11 protein-coding genes and 2 pseudogenes are annotated in these 17568 nt (G+C 40.5%); 4 read left to right on the plus strand and 9 right to left on the minus strand.

What is annotated here, in order from left to right:
* A pseudogene (locus tag HMPREF2619_RS01930) lies at positions 1-4862 on the minus strand (hypothetical protein); the annotation flags it as partial.
* Positions 4863-5138: 276 nt separating this feature from the next.
* On the opposite strand from HMPREF2619_RS01930, the gene HMPREF2619_RS01935 reads away from it, so the two are divergent.
* Entirely contained in the window at positions 5139-6608 is a 1470-nt protein-coding gene (locus HMPREF2619_RS01935) for an AcpB/EbpR/MafR family transcriptional regulator (RefSeq protein ID WP_070458658.1), read from the plus strand.
* Positions 6609-6940: 332 nt separating this feature from the next.
* Here the strand turns inward: HMPREF2619_RS01935 and HMPREF2619_RS01940 are convergent, their stop codons facing one another.
* Positions 6941-7378, minus strand: coding sequence for an Rrf2 family transcriptional regulator (locus HMPREF2619_RS01940; RefSeq protein ID WP_070458662.1), 438 nt, complete (start codon positions 7376-7378; stop codon positions 6941-6943).
* Positions 7379-7449: 71 nt separating this feature from the next.
* Positions 7450-8290: pseudogene (locus tag HMPREF2619_RS01945) on the minus strand (metallophosphoesterase family protein).
* Positions 8291-8437: 147 nt separating this feature from the next.
* Between HMPREF2619_RS01945 and HMPREF2619_RS01950 the strand changes: the two are divergent.
* Positions 8438-8890 carry a universal stress protein gene (locus tag HMPREF2619_RS01950; protein ID WP_049504821.1) on the plus strand — a complete coding sequence of 151 codons (453 nt, stop codon included), beginning with the start codon at positions 8438-8440 and terminating at the stop codon, positions 8888-8890.
* A 115-nt stretch (positions 8891-9005) separates the two neighbouring features.
* Here HMPREF2619_RS01950 and HMPREF2619_RS01955 read toward each other — a convergent pair whose 3' ends face one another.
* Positions 9006-10397 carry a Cof-type HAD-IIB family hydrolase gene (locus tag HMPREF2619_RS01955; protein ID WP_061863397.1) on the minus strand — a complete coding sequence of 464 codons (1392 nt, stop codon included), beginning with the start codon at positions 10395-10397 and terminating at the stop codon, positions 9006-9008.
* A 65-nt stretch (positions 10398-10462) separates the two neighbouring features.
* On the opposite strand from HMPREF2619_RS01955, the gene HMPREF2619_RS01960 reads away from it, so the two are divergent.
* The gene (locus HMPREF2619_RS01960) at positions 10463-11425 is read left to right on the plus strand and encodes an asparaginase (RefSeq protein ID WP_070458665.1); all 963 of its coding nucleotides are present in this window, start codon (positions 10463-10465) and stop codon (positions 11423-11425) included.
* Positions 11426-11877: 452 nt separating this feature from the next.
* On the opposite strand, the gene ccpA is transcribed toward HMPREF2619_RS01960, so the two are convergent.
* Positions 11878-12885 (minus strand): catabolite control protein A, encoded by a 1008-nt coding sequence (gene ccpA, locus HMPREF2619_RS01970; protein WP_049503580.1) that lies wholly within the window; start codon positions 12883-12885, stop codon positions 11878-11880.
* A gap of 205 nt (positions 12886-13090) precedes the next feature.
* On the opposite strand from ccpA, the gene HMPREF2619_RS01975 reads away from it, so the two are divergent.
* Positions 13091-13408 carry a DUF960 domain-containing protein gene (locus HMPREF2619_RS01975; RefSeq protein ID WP_060955265.1) on the plus strand — a complete coding sequence of 106 codons (318 nt, stop codon included), beginning with the start codon at positions 13091-13093 and terminating at the stop codon, positions 13406-13408.
* A gap of 48 nt (positions 13409-13456) precedes the next feature.
* Here HMPREF2619_RS01975 and HMPREF2619_RS01980 read toward each other — a convergent pair whose 3' ends face one another.
* The 4 genes from HMPREF2619_RS01980 to HMPREF2619_RS01995 form a co-directional block, all read right to left on the minus strand.
* Positions 13457-14740 (minus strand): hypothetical protein, encoded by a 1284-nt coding sequence (locus HMPREF2619_RS01980; RefSeq protein ID WP_070458669.1) that lies wholly within the window; start codon positions 14738-14740, stop codon positions 13457-13459.
* On the minus strand, positions 14733-15554 hold the full coding sequence (folK, locus tag HMPREF2619_RS01985) for a 2-amino-4-hydroxy-6-hydroxymethyldihydropteridine diphosphokinase (RefSeq protein WP_070458671.1): 822 nt from the start codon (positions 15552-15554) through the stop codon (positions 14733-14735). Before folK ends, HMPREF2619_RS01980 begins: the two co-directional genes overlap by 8 nt.
* Positions 15555-15712: 158 nt before the next feature.
* A complete protein-coding gene (gene folE / locus HMPREF2619_RS01990; protein WP_000380927.1) occupies positions 15713-16267 on the minus strand; it encodes a GTP cyclohydrolase I FolE in 555 nt (184 codons plus the stop codon).
* Between the two features lies 1 nt (position 16268).
* Positions 16269-17567 (minus strand): bifunctional folylpolyglutamate synthase/dihydrofolate synthase, encoded by a 1299-nt coding sequence (locus HMPREF2619_RS01995; protein WP_070458674.1) that lies wholly within the window; start codon positions 17565-17567, stop codon positions 16269-16271.
* Between the last annotated feature and the right edge of the window lies 1 nt (position 17568).

Raw genomic sequence — 17568 nt, forward strand, 5'->3', positions numbered from 1 at the left:
ACTGGTGTGCTTGGTTTCGCTGGTGTTGCTTTTGTTACAAATTCTGATAATGGTTTTGTATCTTTAGAACCATCTGTATAGGTTACTACAAGATTTCCTTGATCATCTTTTGTGACCGATTTAATCTTACCATTTTTATCAACTGGAGAATCTTTTGAGATGTTCGCATCATCATTTTTCTTATTGTACTCAAGTTGAAGTTTTTCTTTGATTTTATCTAAGTCATCGTTTGTTACATTGGTTGGATCTGCTACCTCAACTTTATCAGCTGGAGCTGGAGTTGCAATATCGTACTTATCTGTTTGTGATTTAACGATGAATTGAACATATCCTGGTGTCTGAGTTGCATTCGGATTTTTATCTAATGCATTAAAATCTGTATTTGATGGTGCATTATCATTGTCATTAGCAACAACAAAACTTGTCCATCTGTTTGGAGCTGTAAGTGTTGTAACACCCGTCATCTTAATAGTAGCTGTAGCACCTGATACAGTACCATCACCATGCGTAACAGCTGAATTCTCTATTTTTCCAGTTGTAAAACCGTATCTTGCTGTATTATCCTCTCCAATACCACCAGGACCACGTACATACATATCTTTAACAGCAGTATTGTCTGATGATTTAAATGTTAGATCAGTGTTTTCACCTGTATAAACATAGATTTGTTTATTAGCTTGATTTGAGTATGGAAGTTCAACTGTTGGAGCTACGTTTACGAATTCTGATAATGGTTTTTTATCTATAGAACCATCTGTATAAGTTACTACAAGATTTCCATCCGCATCTTTTGCGACTGATTGAATCTTATTAGTTTTATCAGCTGTTGTCCCTTTTTTGTCTGCTAAGTTCGCATCATCGTTGTTTTGAGAGTACTCAAGTTGGACTTTTTCTTTGATTTTAGCTAGCTCAGCTTCGGTTACGTTAGCTGGATCTGCTACAGTAACTTTTTCGGTCGGAGTTGCAATATCATATTTTTGGTTTTGTGGCTTAAGCACGACACGGAATGCGCCTGGGTCAGTTGCAGTTGAGCTACCCACGGCTTTATTCTCAATCAGTGCACCATCTGTATCAGTTGCAGTTGCATATCGCCATCCTAAAGGCAAACCAGCTGGATTTTCTCCCTTAGTTGCTGCAGTTAGTCTGTCTTGTGTCAAACCATCTGTCGCTGCTGGAGTACCTCTATAAGTAATGACTGCTGGTGCATCCGCTGTTGCTGGGGTTTCAGTAGAGATAACATTTGCTTTAAATCCATATTGAGTATTGATAGTATCTGCTTCACCTGCAACAGAAGTAAAGTCTCTGTTACCGCCTTGTTTTACAGTAGCACTTGCAATTTTTCCGCTATCATCTTTAAATTTGATATCGAATGAGTTTTCTTCCCCACCGTATACATAAACTTCTTTATCTGCTTTATTAGAGTAAGGAATCTCTACTGTTGGTGCTACGTTTACAAATTCTGATAATGGTTTTTTATCTATTGAACCATCTGTATAGGTTACTACAAGATTTCCATTCGCATCTTTTGTGATTGATTGAATCTTATTAGTTTTATCAGCTGTTGTACCTTTTTTGCCTGCCAAGTTAGCATCATCGTTGTTTTGAGAGTACTCAAGTTGAACTTTCTCTTTGATTTTAGCAAAGTCATCCTCTGTTATGTTAGATGGATCTGCTACAATAACTTTTTGGGTTGGAGTTGCAATATCATATTTTTGATTTTGCGCCTTAAGCACGACACGGAATGCACCTGGATCAGTTGCGTTTGTACCACCTACTGCTCCATTCTCAATATATGCACCATCTGTGTCAGTTGCAGTTGCATAACGCCATCCCAAAGGCAAACCTGCTGGATTTTCTCCTTTAGTTGCTGCAGTTAGTCTATCTTGGGTCAAACCATCTGTCGCTGCTGGGGTACCTCTATAAGTGATTACCGCAGGTGCGTCTGCTGTTGCTGGTGTTTCAGTAGTGATAACATTTGCTTTAAATCCATATTGAGTGTTGATGGTATTTGCTTCACCTGCAACATCGGCAAACACTCTGTTACCACCTTGTTTTACAGTAGCACTTGCAATTTTTCCGCTATCATCTTTAAATTTGATATCGAATGAGTTTTCTTCCCCACCGTATACATAAACTTCTTTATCTGCTTTATTAGAGTAAGGAATCTCTACTGTTGGCGCTACTAGTGGTGCTGCTGGGGTTGCAACTTTCGGATCACTTGCGTCTGATGTGTTTCTTGATGCGTCTGTTGCTTTAGCTGTTACATTTCCTGCTGGAATGTTAACTGTTGGAGTGACCGTTGCTTTACCATTGCTTCCAGCTGTTGCTTCACCAATCTTGTTGTTATCTTTATCGTAGAGAGCTACTGTTGAACCTTTTTCTGCAGTCACTTCAACCGGAGTCTTAGTGCCTGCTTTTCCTGTTAGGTCTGTGTTCACAACTGGTTTATCTGGAGCTGTGGTGTCTTTTGCAGGTGTAACTAAGTATGCCGCAGAAATCTTATCTGTTGATTTATCAGGATAAGTAATAGTAACATTACCCTTTTCATCCGCAACGTATGTTGTTCCTTGTGGAAGCGCAGTATTCGCGTCTCCAACCGCTTTTGCAATAGCTGCCTTCTCAGTTTCACTTACATTGTTAGGATCAGCAACTTCGATCTTGTTAGTGATAACAGCTGGTGTGTACTTTTTAGAAGTCTCAAGCACTGTAATCGTAAGATTTCTCGTTACTACTTTCCCATTTTTATTTTTAACAGCATAGGTAGCAGTGGAACTACCTGCAGACTGCGTCATATCAACATTACCACTATAGTATGCCTTACGCTGTCTATAAGTTGATGAGCCTGCTGTATCTAGGAAACCACCATTACGATCATTCGTATATGCTAGTCCTTTTGCCAAATAAGGATTATTAGGAATCCAAAATTTTTCAATTGACGGTGATCCTGCTGCTTGAATTGTTACATTGACAGGATCACCCGGGTAAACTGTAAGATGTGACTCGGTAACCAAAAGTTGAGTGTAGTTATCACCACTAACTCCTCCACCTACATAGGTCAACTGTGTTTTTGTAACTGTAATCGGTGCACTCTTAGCTGACTCACTTCCACCTGCTGGTGTTGAGGTAGCGGTAATCTCTCCTTCTGGAAGGCTGTTAGTTGGAGTGATTGTTGCTACACCTTGGTCGTTTGCTACTGCTTCACCAATCACAACACCATCATTATTATAAAGTTTTACAGTTGAGCCTGCTGTTGCTTTTACAGTTACATCAGCTGGTGTACTTGCTTTCCCATCAAGATTTGAAGTGATTTCTGGAGCCTGACCTGCTGGTGCAACAGGTTTTGGTGTTTCCCCTTCAACTTCAAAGGTAATTGTCACTTCTTGTGGAGTTTGGTTATAATGAGCTGGGTAAGTAACTACTACGGTTTTAGTATAAGTACCTGCTTGTGTAGCTGTTGGAGCTTGCCCGTCTTTCCATGCAAATGTTGTTGCACCACGGTAGTTATTTGGAAATTCTGGAGTTCCAGCTTTATTGGTTACATAAGTAGCTGGGTTCGCATCAAAACTTCCACCAACTTTTGCAGTGTATTTTTCTTTGACTGCTACTGCTTGGAATTTTGAACTTTCATTATCAATGAAGTTATCCGCATAACCAGTCATAATATTCGTTTTTCCACCAATACCAGCTGTTCCTTGCAATCCGGCTGTATAGTCTAAAGGCTTAGATTTGTCAATAATTGGAGTATCAAAAGTGATCGTCCAACTTGGGTTTTTAGCAATTCCACCTGCTACGTCAGCTGTCAGCATGTACAACGCTTGTGAACTTTCTGACGCTTGTTGCGCTGCTTCTGCCTCTTTCCCCTTAATGGCAGGATTACCAATACCTGTGTATAACTTCTTCAGTTCCTTAGTCATTTCAGAACCAGTATAGGTATTCATTTTACCTTTGGCACCCATTACGTAAGCACCATCATTATCTTTCCAATAACGACGATCACTCATGGTATTTCCATTTTTATCCGTTTGCAACACTCTCCAGTTAGTCGGAGTCCCTACAGAATCTTTTGGAACAGTAAAATAAGAATAACCACTAGCTTGGTTTCCCACGCGACCACCATTTACAACAACTGTCCAGTGGATTGCATTTTGGGCATTATCCACTTCATAGTTCATCTTAATGAAGCCTTCAGAATCTGGTTTGTTAGAATAATCAAGATTTTGTGCACCATCTGACGCACGTGTTTCAGTTGATGCTGAACGTGTTTCTGCTAGTGCTCTGCCTCGACGTGTTCTAACGACCTGAGAACCATCTTTGATCGTTTGTGCTGCTGTTAAGTTTGCTCTTGAACCATCTGCAAAAGTCACAACTACTGATCCGTCTGCTTGGACTTGAACATCAGTCGCTGTAGGGTTTACCGCTTTAACAGCTGCTACAACTTTTGCTTTTTCTTCATCAGTAAGTGCTGATGGATCATAAACAACCGTCACTTCTGGCGCTTGGATGCTATCTGCTTCCTTAGCTTTTTCAGTCGCAACTACTGGTTCTTCTTTAGAATTTTGAGTAGTTTCAACTGCTTTTTCAGTTTTCCCTTCAGTAACTACTGTAGCTGGAGCCACTGGTGATGATGGAGCTACTTCTACAGCTGGTGCTGCATAAGTACCATTTCCTTCATCTGCAGTTGACTTAGTTGTTCCCGTAGTAGAATCAGCTTCCGGCTTAGGTCCTACTGTATCTGCTTTGACTGATGGAGCTACCAAAGTTGCCCCAACTGCAAAGACAAGCGAACAACCAAATAGGAAATGCTTCCCTTTTTTGATCATTCGCCAGTTTTTCTGTTCTGCATTTTTACGATTAAAATACATGAATCTTTTCTCCTAATTTTAAAATTATAGCATGTCTTTAACATACAATATAAATTATAAAACAAAGATTCATTTTAGTCAATCATTTCGAATTATATATTTAAAAATTCTTTTCATACAAAAAAATTCTAAAATGACGATTTTTCTTTTAAAATACAATATAACAAATACAGGCATATTCTTTGTTTTTTGATTTACTTGTGATATAATAACTAACATCTCTAAAAATATGATTTTTGTTTGTTATAATCAATTTTATTACAGGAGGAATAATTTATGAGAGCCCTATTAACTCAAAAAGAACAAAGGCAATTAAGAATTTTAGAATATTTATTTGAAAATTCAGACTGGATCCACCTGGATCCCCTGGCAGAAGCCCTAGACATCAACACTCGTATCATCAAAAGTGACATCAAGGAGATGCGCGAAGTTCTCTCTTGCTTCGAAATCCAATCTTCAACAGCTGGTATCAGACTCGCCAATAATAACAATTTAGGCGTTGAACGAATTTACCGCCACATTTTACAAGATTCTTCTAACTTCCAAGTTTTGAGAGCATTCTTTTTATTAGAAGAACCATTTACCTATGAACATCTAGCTCAAACTCTTGATGTTTCGCTTCCTGCACTTCGAAAAAAGGTTGCTGAGATTAATCATACCTTGCAAAATAAATACCGCTTCAAACTCAAGGTCACTCCAATCTCTATCATTGGAGACGAAAAAGACATCCGTTTCTTTTTTGCCCAGTATTTCCATGAAGCCTATGGTTACTTCAAATGGCCATTTACTGATTCTAAGAAAGACATTGAAGAATTTGTTGCTTTCTTTCTTAAAATGACAGGATTTCCTGCCAATTATGCCAACTTGTTGCAGCTAGAAACACAAATAGCTGTTAATTTGCACCGATTTAAGATCGGTGCAACCATCCAAACAACGAGCGATTCTACAAATGATCTTCCTTTATATGATCAACTGCCAGAGTTCCAAGATCAACTCGAACCATTGGCTAAGCGTCTGAATATCGAGGTTAACCGTCATACCTTAGAACAAATCTTTGATTCTTATACTCAAAAAGGAATCTTCTTTACTGTTGAAGATTTTCTAGCCGCCCGTTCAGATGATAAGGAAGTTAACCACTCTTACCACGCTGCCCGAGATGTCCTCGATAATTTGACTCGTGAATTTGGAATTCACTTTACAAATACAGACGAGCTAGTCTGGCACCTACACAATACCGCTCTTCTTGAACGTCAAGAAATCAACTCAGAATCCATCATTTCTCATAATAAATCCTATACGCTCAAAAAAATCAAGAAATTCTTCCCTGAATTTTACGAAGCAGCTGTTTTCGAAATGATGCGTTATAAGTCTAGCTTGGGACAAAAAGAACTGGCACACGCTGTCGTCCATCTGGTTTACACTCTCTTGACTCACGCTTCAGATTTGATGGAACAACTGTTAGAATCTCAGAATAAGGTTCGTGTCCTTTTTTTGAGTGAATTTGACTTTGCTCATCCTCGGGCCCTCATCTCTCTCTATAAATACTACACTTCTAAAAATATCCAGTTTGAAACATGGGACAAGGCTACATTGAATGTTGATGAGATTATGGAGGCTGGATATGATGCCATTTTAACCAACTTTGATGTCGAAGGTTTAAAACATCCAAAACTAATCAATATTGGACGTATGCCCCAGCTTCAAGTTATTAGCGAACTGAACACCATCTCGCTTGGTGATCTTTAAAATTACCTTTTTTTGAAAGAATAATCATTTACAGTTTTATTTATATATGAGCACTCAGCTTAACGATACAAAACGAAAAAGCTAGAATTCTGAATATCAGAAAACTAGCTTTTTTTGTTTATTTTTTTATTCTACCAAAGAATTCCCTTATAGGATAACAGAAGGGCAAGGAATAATAATCCATAGAAAAATATAAAGAGCCACTTTGATTATCCTTCCAAAATGACAGCATAAATGCTAATACAATTCCTATAACGAGATACATTTCTTCCTCCTTTAATGATTCTATTTTATCATCATTATCCACATAAAAAAGAGGATCTAAGATCCCCTTATCCTTCTATCCTACTCTCTGCATCTGCCACCACTTGAGCAAGACTGGTTTGGCTCAGCTCCTGCTCCATGGCTAGCTGAATCTTTTGTAATTTCTCATCTAAAACCCCATGGATGTTAGCTCCTACTGGACAGGCTGGATTGGGATTATCATGAAAACTAAAGAGTTGTCCAGTTTTTCCAAGGCATTCGACCGCTTGATAAATATCCAAAAGACTGATATCCTCAAGATTTTTGATAATCTCTGCCCCTCCAGTTCCACGCGCGACTGAGATCAACTCTGCCTTTTTCAGTTGGGACAAGTTTTTACGGATAATAACTGGATTGACTCCAACACTACTAGCTAGAAAATCACTAGTCACCTTGCTTTCCTTCCCTTTTAGGGCAATAATGATCAACATATGGGTCGCGATGGTAAATCGACTTGAAATTTGCATCCTCTTCTCCTTTTTTCATCAGATTAGTTCCTTCTTTTCTTAAGTTTATTATATCTCTTCTAGTTGTAATGTCAAGAGTTACCACTAAGCCAGTCGTTCAATTCAACATCATGTCCTTGACTCTGAGCGATTTCGTGCAACAAGTCCTGATTGTGGGTATGGTGAATCCCATTAACTAAGCTTTCATAATAAACTTGGTAGTAGGGTAATTGTAAGTCTTTGGCTAGCTGTAATTCTGCCTCAATATCATAATCGACACGACGAAAATCAGCATCTTTTAAACCTTTTTCGTCAAATTCTAAGATCATGTATTGGGCCCGCAAGTCTTTGCGTAAATTCTCAGATAAAAAGAAGGGTTGTCCAATCGAACCTGGATTCAGGATAAGCTGGCCAGCCACTACCATAACGAAGAAACTGCTGATGGATATGACCATAAATGGCAATATCGCAATCTGGATTGGTGACAAGACGATCAAAATCCTCTTGCTTACCAAGGTGAATCAATTCTCGCCCCCAGTTTTTATCAGGCAAGTGATGACTAATCCCTAGCTTCAGATCTCCAAACTGACGGTGCACTTGCAAAGGATAGTCTTGCAGTGCCTCAATCTCCTTGATGCTGATTTCTTCCATAATATACTGACACTGGCGCAAGAGGTAGCGATGGCTCGGTCTGCTTTCATCTAACTTGCGATGACAGGCTCGCCAAAGACTATCTTCCCAATTGCCCAGAACTCTAAGAGTAATGGGTAAAGTGTCCAATATCTGAAGAATATTTTTTCGTCCTGTTCCAGGCATGAGGATATCTCCTAAGAGCCAATACTCATCAACCCCCGCCTTCTGGGCATCTGCCAGAACAGCCTCTAAGGCTGTTGTATTGCCATGTATATCTGATAATACTGCGATTTTTGTCATATCTATTCCTCTTAGCTTTTCTATTTTTATTATAACAAACTCCAAGTCAAAGTCAAAAAGCATCTATCTTCTTCCTATCGTTTTTTACTTTACTTTTTTAGTGAAAAGGATTACAATGAAGGTAATAAGAATGAGGAGGTTTTTGCTATGACACAACGTTATGAAAATATCATGGTAGCAGTTGACGGTTCTAAGGAAGCCGACTTGGCTTTCATCAAAGGAGTTCATTCAGCACTGCGTAACCAAGCGAAACTAACTATTGCTCATGTCATTGACACACGTGCTCTTCAAAGCATCTCAACATTTGATGCCGAAGTTTACGAAGAGTTACAAGTCGAGGCCAACGATTTGATGGCAGAATACGAAAAGCGTGCAAGAGATGCTGGTCTCACAGACATAAAAGTTGTTATTGAGATGGGTAACCCTAAAACTCTCTTAGCTAAAACAATTCCAGACAAAGAAAAGGTTGATTTGATTTTGGTTGGAGCAACAGGGCTCAATGCTTTCGAGCGCCTGCTAGTTGGTTCTTCATCAGAATATATCCTACGCCATACCAGCGTTGACCTTCTCGTCGTTAGAGATAAGGACAAAACTTTGTAATAAAAAAGAAATGAGGTTGGGATTTTTCTCCTAACCTCATTTTTTTCATAAATTGTTGATGCAGTAGTTGGAGCCAGGAAATCAAAAAAGCATTCAAGGCTTCCTTTTCTATCGCCTATTTCTTATCGGCTCTTTCCTTGTGGCGTTCATAGGCCTTTATCTGACGCTCAATCTCCTTTTTAATGGCTGGTTCTGGAGCATATCTCTCCTCCCAGTCATCTGGTTTTAGGATTTTGTGAGTAACTGGGTCAAAATGAGCTTTTCCATCTGGAAACATTTTACCCATATTGGCTTGATGGACAATATCAAAAATCCGCTCTGGATCCACCCCCATCAAAACAAAGCTACCATAGGTGAAATACAAGGTATCAATTAAAGCATCTACTTGCCCTACCAAATCTTGCTTAGCAGGTGTTTTCTTAGCAACTTTCTGTGCTGCTTGATCCAGCGCTTGGTGTAACTGTCCAACTGCCCGTTCGAAGTCTTCTTCAGAAGAGCTAGCAGCTCGAACAAACTCGACCAGTTCTTCTATCTTAAATCCCGCTCTATGGGTAGCACCTTCTAAATCCCAAGCTTGTGGCTCTTCTTGAGTTCGTTCATCCATCATGTGGTGGAAGGTTTTGACCTTATTGAAATGATAGTCACGGCTGACAAAGACTTTCTCTGAAGCCAAAACACCAAAGTGTTCCAAGGCCTTGTGAATCCCATCTTGCTGGTTGCTGGTTGTGATATGCTTCGCCACTTCCTTGACACTGCTACTACCATTGCCCATAGCGACTGACATCCCAACACCCGCCAACATCTCTAGGTCATTGTCCGAGTCACCAAAGGCCATGACTTGATTGAGATCAAAACCATACTCTTTTCCGACTCGGCGAATGCCTTCTAGCTTGGAATTTCCTTGATTGATGACATCGGCTGCAAAAGGATTACTACGAGTTAATTTCAAGTCTTTAAAATCAGCTGCTGCTTTCTCAGATTCTTCTGGCGTCATTAGCATCAAAACTTGATAAATGGGCTGATTCATCAAGTGAAGCAAGTCCTCTTCCTTCTGAGGAACAATCTTACTCACCATTCGATTAAAGGAATGACTAACTGTACGAGTCAACATAGAGGGGACAAAGCGACTCACCCTTTGAGAAAAAGAACCTAGGCCAAAAGACATGATTTTCGAACCCAGCATGGCATCCTTGGTCCCTAGAGCAATCTCCTTGCCCTCTTTTTTGGCATAGGTGATCAACTGCCGTAAATGAGACTTGGAAAGAGGACTTGTAAACAAGACTCTGTTTTTATTAAAGATATATTGGCCGTTATAGGTTACGGCAAAATCCAAATCTAAATCTTCCATTAAATCCTTAACAAAAAAAGGTCCTCGCCCTGTCGCTACTCCAACAAGCACCCCCTGGTCCTTCACAATCTTAATCGCGTCCTTAGTGGATTTCAAAACACTCTTGCGATCGTTGACTAGTGTTCCATCGATATCAAAAAAAACAGCTTTGACTTCCATCCTACCTCATTCTCCCCTTTTGTGATACAATGATTATACCACATTTCAGAAAGAGTGAGTAAATCATGCCTAAGAAAATCCTTGTTTTACATACGGGTGGTACTATTTCCATGCAAGCCGATGACTCTGGCGCTGTTGTAACTAGCCAAGAAAACCCTATGAATCATGTATCCAATCCACTTGGAGGAGTTGAAGTCCACGCGCTCGACTTTTTTAATCTGCCAAGTCCCCATATTAAACCCAAGCATATGCTGGCCCTCTATCAAAAAATCAAAGAGGAGGCTGATCATTATGAAGGTTTCGTGATTACACATGGGACAGATACCTTGGAAGAAACTGCCTATTTCCTCGATACCATGGAGGTTCCTCATAAACCGATCGTACTAACAGGTGCCATGCGTAGTTCCAACGAACTCGGAAGCGATGGTGTCTACAATTATCTCAGTGCCCTACGCGTAGCGAGTGACGATAAGGCTGCTGATAAGGGGGTCTTGGTCGTGATGAATGATGAAATCCACGCTGCTAAGTATGTGACCAAGACGCACACGACAAATGTTAGTACCTTTCAAACGCCGACCCACGGCCCTCTTGGGCTCATCATGAAATACGAGATTCTCTACTTCAAAACAGCTGAACCCCGTGTTCGTTTTGACCTTGATAGGATCCAGGGCTTGGTTCCAATTATTCCAGTCTATGCTGGTATGACAGAAGAACTCCTTGATTTGCTTCCTGTTGACCAGCTAGATGGTCTTATTATCCAGGCCTTTGGTGCTGGAAATGTTCCCAAGGAAACATCACAAAAATTGAACGCCCTTATCCAAGAAGGACTCCCAATCGCCTTGGTTTCTCGTTGTTTTAACGGGATTGCTGAACCTGTTTATGCCTATGAAGGGGGTGGCGTTTGTCTACAAAATGCTGGTATCTTCTTTGTCAAAGAGCTAAACGCTCAAAAGGCCCGTCTCAAACTCCTCATTGCTATCAATGCTGGCCTTACAGGGGATGAATTACGAGCCTATATGGAAGGATAATACTCTTCGAAAATCAAATTCAAACCTCGTCAACGTCGCCTTGCCGTAGGTATGGTTACTGACTTCGTCAGTTTCATCTACAACCTCAAAGCAGTGCTTTGAGCAACCTGCGGCTAGTTTCCTAGTTTGCTCTTTGATTTTCATTGAGTATAAAAAAGTGGTGAAATAGAAATTACTAGGTCAAGTCTTGTTTTCTAGTCACCCCCGCAAGCCTTCTACCATCAACTTGATGCTTGAACCATTGACCAAAAAGTTTTTACTACTAAAAAGCGAGAGTGGGACAGAAATCGGTAATTCGTTAGAATTCGATTTCGTCGTCCCACCTCCGCACAGTTGAGTAGGGCTGTAAAAGCTGATGAAATCAGCGTAGTAGAGCCCACTCAACCACTGCGTCTTGCTCGACAATCCAAAGACAATTGAGAGGCTAGGACTTTTGTCCCAGCCTCTTCTTGTTAATCTTTACGAGTTGAATGACGTTCTACCAAACCATGTGGCAAAAGAACTTCACGCTCTTCTAACTCTTCCTTATGCATAATCTTCGTCAACATACGCATACTAATAGCACCAAGATCATACAAAGGTTGCGCAATGGTGGTTAGGTTTGGACGAGTATAGCGCGCGATTTGTGAATCATCACTGGTGATAATTTCAAAGTCTTCCGGTACAGAAACTCCCTTGTCAGCAAGTCCGTTCAAAACACCTGCCGCTAATTCATCACCTGTTACAATCGCTGCTGTTGCTTTAGAAGAAATCAAGCGTTCTGCCAAGGCATAACCATCATCATAACGGTATTTTGATTCAAAAACAAGACCTTCACTGTAGTTAATTCCCGCTTCTTTCAAAGCATCTTTGTAACCAGCCAAGCGAATCTTGCCATTAATATCATCCACTAATGGTCCACTAACGAAGGCAATTTTTTTATTTCGTTTCAAGAGATGGCGGACTGCATCAACAGTAGCATGTTTATAGTCAATATTGACACTTGGAAGTTGGTGTTCTATGTCCACTGTTCCTGCAAGAACCACAGGTGTGCGTGAGCGTGAAAACTCTGAGCGAATCTTCTCAGTTAAATGATAACCCATGAAGATAACGCCATCCACCTGTTTAGAAAAGAGAGTATTGACCACAGATACTTCCTTTTCATCATCCTCATCACTGTTAGCAAGGACGATGTTGTATTTGTACATTTCCGCGATATCGTCAATCCCTTTAGCAAGGGTAGAGAAATAAGTGTTTGTGATATCTGGAATAACAACTCCAACTGTTGTTGTTTTCTTGCTTGCTAGACCACGAGCTACTGCATTAGGGCGGTAGTCAAGGCGATCAATGACCTCTAGAACTTTCTTACGGGTGTTTTCCTTGACATTCTTATTGCCATTGACAACACGACTGACAGTCGCCATTGACACTCCCGCTTCTCGGGCAACGTCATAAATTGTTACTGTATCATCTGTGTTCATTCCGTTTCCTTTCTACTTTGAAAATTTTGTTTTCATGATTCTACTGTTCTCATTTTACCACTAATTGTAAGCATTTTCAAGCATTTGATGAAGATTCGTTGAAAAAATTTCAAAATCATTCCCATCTTTTTAAAGGTAGTTGACTTTTCTTGATTTTTCTAGCAGTTTGCAGTATGATAATAAAAAAATCAATTAGGAGATAGGGATGGCTTTTACAGATTCTCATAGACGATGCGCTAGTTTCGGTGTAGTGACCAATTTACCCGACGATGTTATCGATTCAATCTGGTATATAATCGATCATTTTTTAAAGCATGTTTTTGATCTAGAAGATGAATTGGAATTTCGGCTTTTGAATAATGAAGGCTCCATCACTTTTCGTTTTTCTAGTCAACATCTTCCAACAACGATTGACTTTGACTTCAACCATCCCTTTGACCCACTCTATCCACCTAAAGTTCTGGTGCTAGATATGGATGGGAAGGAAACCATTCTCCTACCAGAAGAAAATGACCTATTTTAAAAACTCTAGCTTCCCCTATCTACTTAGGAAACTAGAGTTTTCTTTTTGCTAATAAATAGAACGACTGACTACTATACCACTTGGTTTGGTATATTCTAAATCAAGATAATCCTGATAAGTTCCTGGGACGATAAATCCTTGGGGGCTGAGAATGTCTGTTCCAGCTTTACCCACGATAGAGTCAGCCAATAAGACACAATTTGTACTGAGAACAAAATAGGTCTTAAACTTAGACGAACTAAACTTATAAAGAGCGGCATCAGCCTCGTGTTTCAGCTGATAAGAGTAGGTATGCTTGATTTCTCCTTCTCTTCTTTTCATGAGTTGAGAACTTGGTTCCCAAGGAATTAAGAGTTCTTCAATTTCTCTCAGTTGTTCCTCGATTGCTTCTTTCTGTTGTTCAGACAAGCTTAAGCCATAGACAAAGAGAGTTTTCTGGCTTTCTCTCTTACAGAGTTCGATATACTTTTCTCGATTAGCCTTAAATAGAACCCCATCCCCAATCATCCCAAATAAACGCTCCGAGTGCGGATCATAAGAACCATAGGAAATAACCTGACCTTGATAGCAGATATCCACATGCCCCATGGCTAAAAAGAAAGAGGATTCTGAAGTATGGATAAAAATTTCCATATCAACTGTCTGGTCATTTTTTCTCTCTGAATGTACTTTCCCTTCTTCGGACTCATGATTAGAAAACCATTTATTCAATCGACGTAGGGTATTGATAGGAATTAGAGCTGTTACAAAAATGGGCAGGGTCATTCGTATCTTCCGCTTAAGCCTAGGATTACGGATTCCTTTTTCAAAAAAGAAACCATCTCTGAGACTACTTGCCCCTAACATCAGTAAGTAAAAACCAAGTAAGAGCAATTCAAAATTTGTTGCGTCATGAAAAGGGGAGATACTATAGAGACCAAATCCCATCATCCACAAAGCATCAAATAAGTAATTGAGCCTCGGATGGATATGATTATTTCGGTAAGTCAACCAGGTAATCAGGCTAATCAAACCTGTAAACAATTGATAACTTCCAATAGCAATGACTAAGACATAGAGGGCTATCCCTTGCAGGATGACTGAATCAAATAGAATGACAGCAAGTCCTAACTTGGCTACGGTTACAAAAATATTTTCTCTACGGGACTTTTCCTGAAACCATCGTGTCAATAAATGCCAAACAGTCGACAAGGAAAAGTAGGCCATCAAGAGTTGATAACCAAGCCTCGGTACAATCTGTCCAAAACAAATCAAGAGAAGACCGAGGATAATAGCTAGCATTCCTTCCCCTAGACTTTTCCATTTACTATAAGTTTCGAAAAACTTAGGCATTTTCTTTCTCCAATTGACGATACAAGTGGCGAATCGGTTGTTTCAGTGTTGGATGGATGAAATGAGGTGCAATTTCCTGCAGAGACTCTAAGACAAAGAGGCGCTCAGCGATATAAGGATGGGGCAAGATAAGGTTGTCTGTATAGATGATCTGGTCCTCTACAAAAAGCAAATCCAGGTCAATCAATCGAGGTCCCCAATGAACCTCTCTGACCCGTCCCATTTCTGATTCAATCTCTAACAAGGTTTCTAACAAGATTGGAGCTGGCAACCAGGTTTCCACTTCAATGACTTGATTGGCAAAGCTATCCTGCTCCACACCACCCCAAGGCTCGGTCGTTAAGACACTAGACTCTTTGAGAATATGGATACCACGAGCTTTCATTTGGTCAATAGCTTGCTTGAGATTAGCCGCCTTATCCCCCATATTGCTTCCTAAAGCGATAAAGGCACACTGTTTGCGACGGTGGATGGTTACTGAACAAGTATCCAGCGGTAGATGGATAGGTGCCCAAGGTTTTTTTAGTTCCAGCTCAATCTCTTGAACGAGAGGGTAGGTCTCAAAAGTACGCTCTACTAGTTTGTAGGCTACTGTTTCAATCAAATCTTCAGTATTTTCCTGAAACCATGTCGTCCATTGCTGGCAAAGTTCTCCGTAATGGACAGAAGCAGTTAAATCCAAGTCTGTCGCAGCCTTGGTCATATCATAGGATAGGGTGGCTGAAACGACAAACTTCTGCCCCAGTTCCTTCTCACTAGGAAAAAGTCCATGAAAGGCGAAAATTTCTAGGTCTTTAATTCGCAGTTGATCCATAACTAGTCCTTTCTAGAAAAATCCGCCCAAAGCGGATTCTTTTTATACTCAATGAAAATCAAAGTGCAAACTAGGAAGCTAGCCGCAGGCTGCTCAAAACACTGTTTTGAGGTTGCAGATGGAAGCTGACGTGGTTTGAATTTGATTTTCGAAGAGTATTATAGTCCCATTAAACGATAAGCCTGATCACGAAGATCCTTATCTGTCTCAAATAGACCACGAGCTACTGTTGTCAAGGTTGCAGTTCCGGGTTTTCGAACACCGCGCATACTCATACACATATGTTCTGCTTCAATGACAACGAAGGCTCCCTTGGCTCCCAAATACTCCATCAAGGCATCAGCCACTTCGATATTCAAACGCTCTTGAATCTGTGGCTTTTTAGAGTAGACTTCCACCGTACGAGCTAACTTTGATAAGCCTGCTACACGCCCATCAGGAATGTAGGCAATATGAGCTCGACCATAAAATGGTAAAAAGTGGTGTTCACACATGGTGTGGAAAAAGATATCCTTTTCCACTACCATATTGTCATCGATAATCTCAAAAGATTTTGACAGGTGCTCTTCAGCAGTTTGCCCAAGACCTGAAAAAATCTCTTGGTACATACGAGCGACACGGGCTGGTGTTTCCTGCAAGCCTTCGCGATTTGCATCCTCACCAACTGCCTCGATAATCATTTTTACAGCTTCTTCAATTTTTTGTGTATCCATTCTAATTTTTCCTCTCCATTAGGTAGGTTCTCACTTGGGCTAAAAAGTATAATGAGCCCGTGATAATCCTAACTGTTTTTTTCTCTTCATTTTCTGATAATTTTTTGTCTAGAAATTCCTGCCAACTTTGGTAGTTGAGATTTCTAGAATCAGCCATCTCTTTCAAGACTTTTTCATCCGTCGCCCGACTATCGTCAAAATGTGTTAGAGTAAGCTTCGCATCTGGAACTGTTTTCAACAAGTCCAACATATCCTCTAAAGCTTTGGTTTTAATGCAAGTAAAGAGGATTTCCTTATGATAATCAGTAAATCGTTCTTCCAGAGTAGCTAACAAAGCCTTGATGGCATGGGGATTGTGGGCCCCATCCAAAATCATCAAGGGTTCCCTAGAAACAACTTCCAAACGTCCAGGCCAACTTGTTCCCTCTAAGGCTTGAGCCACTATATCATTTTCTGGCAATTCTCGCCCAGTCTCTTGACAAAAGGTATCCAACAAGGCAAGTGCCATCCCAGCATTCTCTACCTGGTGCAAACCAAGCAGGCCTGTCTGGAAGCGACCTTGTCTAAGTGGGCTTGTATAGTCAAAGACTTCGCCAGTCCCCACACTCACTTGATGACTGACTTGATAATCTTTCCCGTAGATGATTCTAGGAGCATCTTTTCCTGCTGCTACACGGTCGATAACAGCTAAAGCTTCTGGGGCAATGTGACCGGTCACCAAAGGAATCCCCTGTTTAATAATACCTGCTTTCTGCTCCGCGATGGCTTCTAGAGTGTTCCCCAGAAGAGCTACGTGATCCAGTCCAATGGTCGTAATACCTGTTAAGGTAGGCTGACAAACATTGGTACTATCCAAAAGTCCACCCATACCTACTTCCATAATGGCCACATCGACTTGCTCAGAAGCAAAATAGTCATAGGCTATAGCAGTGATAATCTCAAACTCTGTCGTCCCCTGCAAATCATGAGCATGCTCCCCCTCAAGTAGTGAGCGATAGGCTACCATCAAGGCCTCTAATCTTGCTTCTGGGATAGATTCCTCATTAATGGCAATCTGATCGGTATAATGAATCAGATAGGGTGAGCTAAAGACTCCAACTCTTAGCCCCATCTTTTCTAGCATATTTTTCAAAAAAGCAATGGTCGAACCCTTGCCATTGGTTCCTCCGATATGGATGACTTTGAGTTTGAGATGGGGATTTCCGCGCAAAGCTAACAGTTCCACCATTCGTTCCAAGCCAAAATGCGGTTGATCCGTCCGGTAGTTAGCAATCCACTGATTGTTTTCAATTTCTTTCATC

The sequence above is a fragment of the Streptococcus sp. HMSC074B11 genome (genome assembly GCF_001808705.1).
Lineage (GTDB): Bacteria > Bacillota > Bacilli > Lactobacillales > Streptococcaceae > Streptococcus.

Excerpts from the sequence above, each read along its gene's own strand:
- HMPREF2619_RS01935 (WP_070458658.1), top strand. The coding sequence starts at position 5,139 with ATGAGAGCCCTATTAACTCAAAAAGAACAAAGGCAATTAAGAATTTTA.
- HMPREF2619_RS01940 (WP_070458662.1), bottom strand. The coding sequence starts at position 7,378 with ATGCAAATTTCAAGTCGATTTACCATCGCGACCCATATGTTGATCATT.
- HMPREF2619_RS01950 (WP_049504821.1), top strand. The coding sequence starts at position 8,438 with ATGACACAACGTTATGAAAATATCATGGTAGCAGTTGACGGTTCTAAG.
- HMPREF2619_RS01955 (WP_061863397.1), bottom strand. The coding sequence starts at position 10,397 with ATGGAAGTCAAAGCTGTTTTTTTTGATATCGATGGAACACTAGTCAAC.
- HMPREF2619_RS01960 (WP_070458665.1), top strand. The coding sequence starts at position 10,463 with ATGCCTAAGAAAATCCTTGTTTTACATACGGGTGGTACTATTTCCATG.
- ccpA (WP_049503580.1), bottom strand. The coding sequence starts at position 12,885 with ATGAACACAGATGATACAGTAACAATTTATGACGTTGCCCGAGAAGCG.
- HMPREF2619_RS01975 (WP_060955265.1), top strand. The coding sequence starts at position 13,091 with ATGGCTTTTACAGATTCTCATAGACGATGCGCTAGTTTCGGTGTAGTG.
- HMPREF2619_RS01980 (WP_070458669.1), bottom strand. The coding sequence starts at position 14,740 with ATGCCTAAGTTTTTCGAAACTTATAGTAAATGGAAAAGTCTAGGGGAA.
- folK (WP_070458671.1), bottom strand. The coding sequence starts at position 15,554 with ATGGATCAACTGCGAATTAAAGACCTAGAAATTTTCGCCTTTCATGGA.
- folE (WP_000380927.1), bottom strand. The coding sequence starts at position 16,267 with ATGGATACACAAAAAATTGAAGAAGCTGTAAAAATGATTATCGAGGCA.
- HMPREF2619_RS01995 (WP_070458674.1), bottom strand. The coding sequence starts at position 17,567 with ATGAAAGAAATTGAAAACAATCAGTGGATTGCTAACTACCGGACGGAT.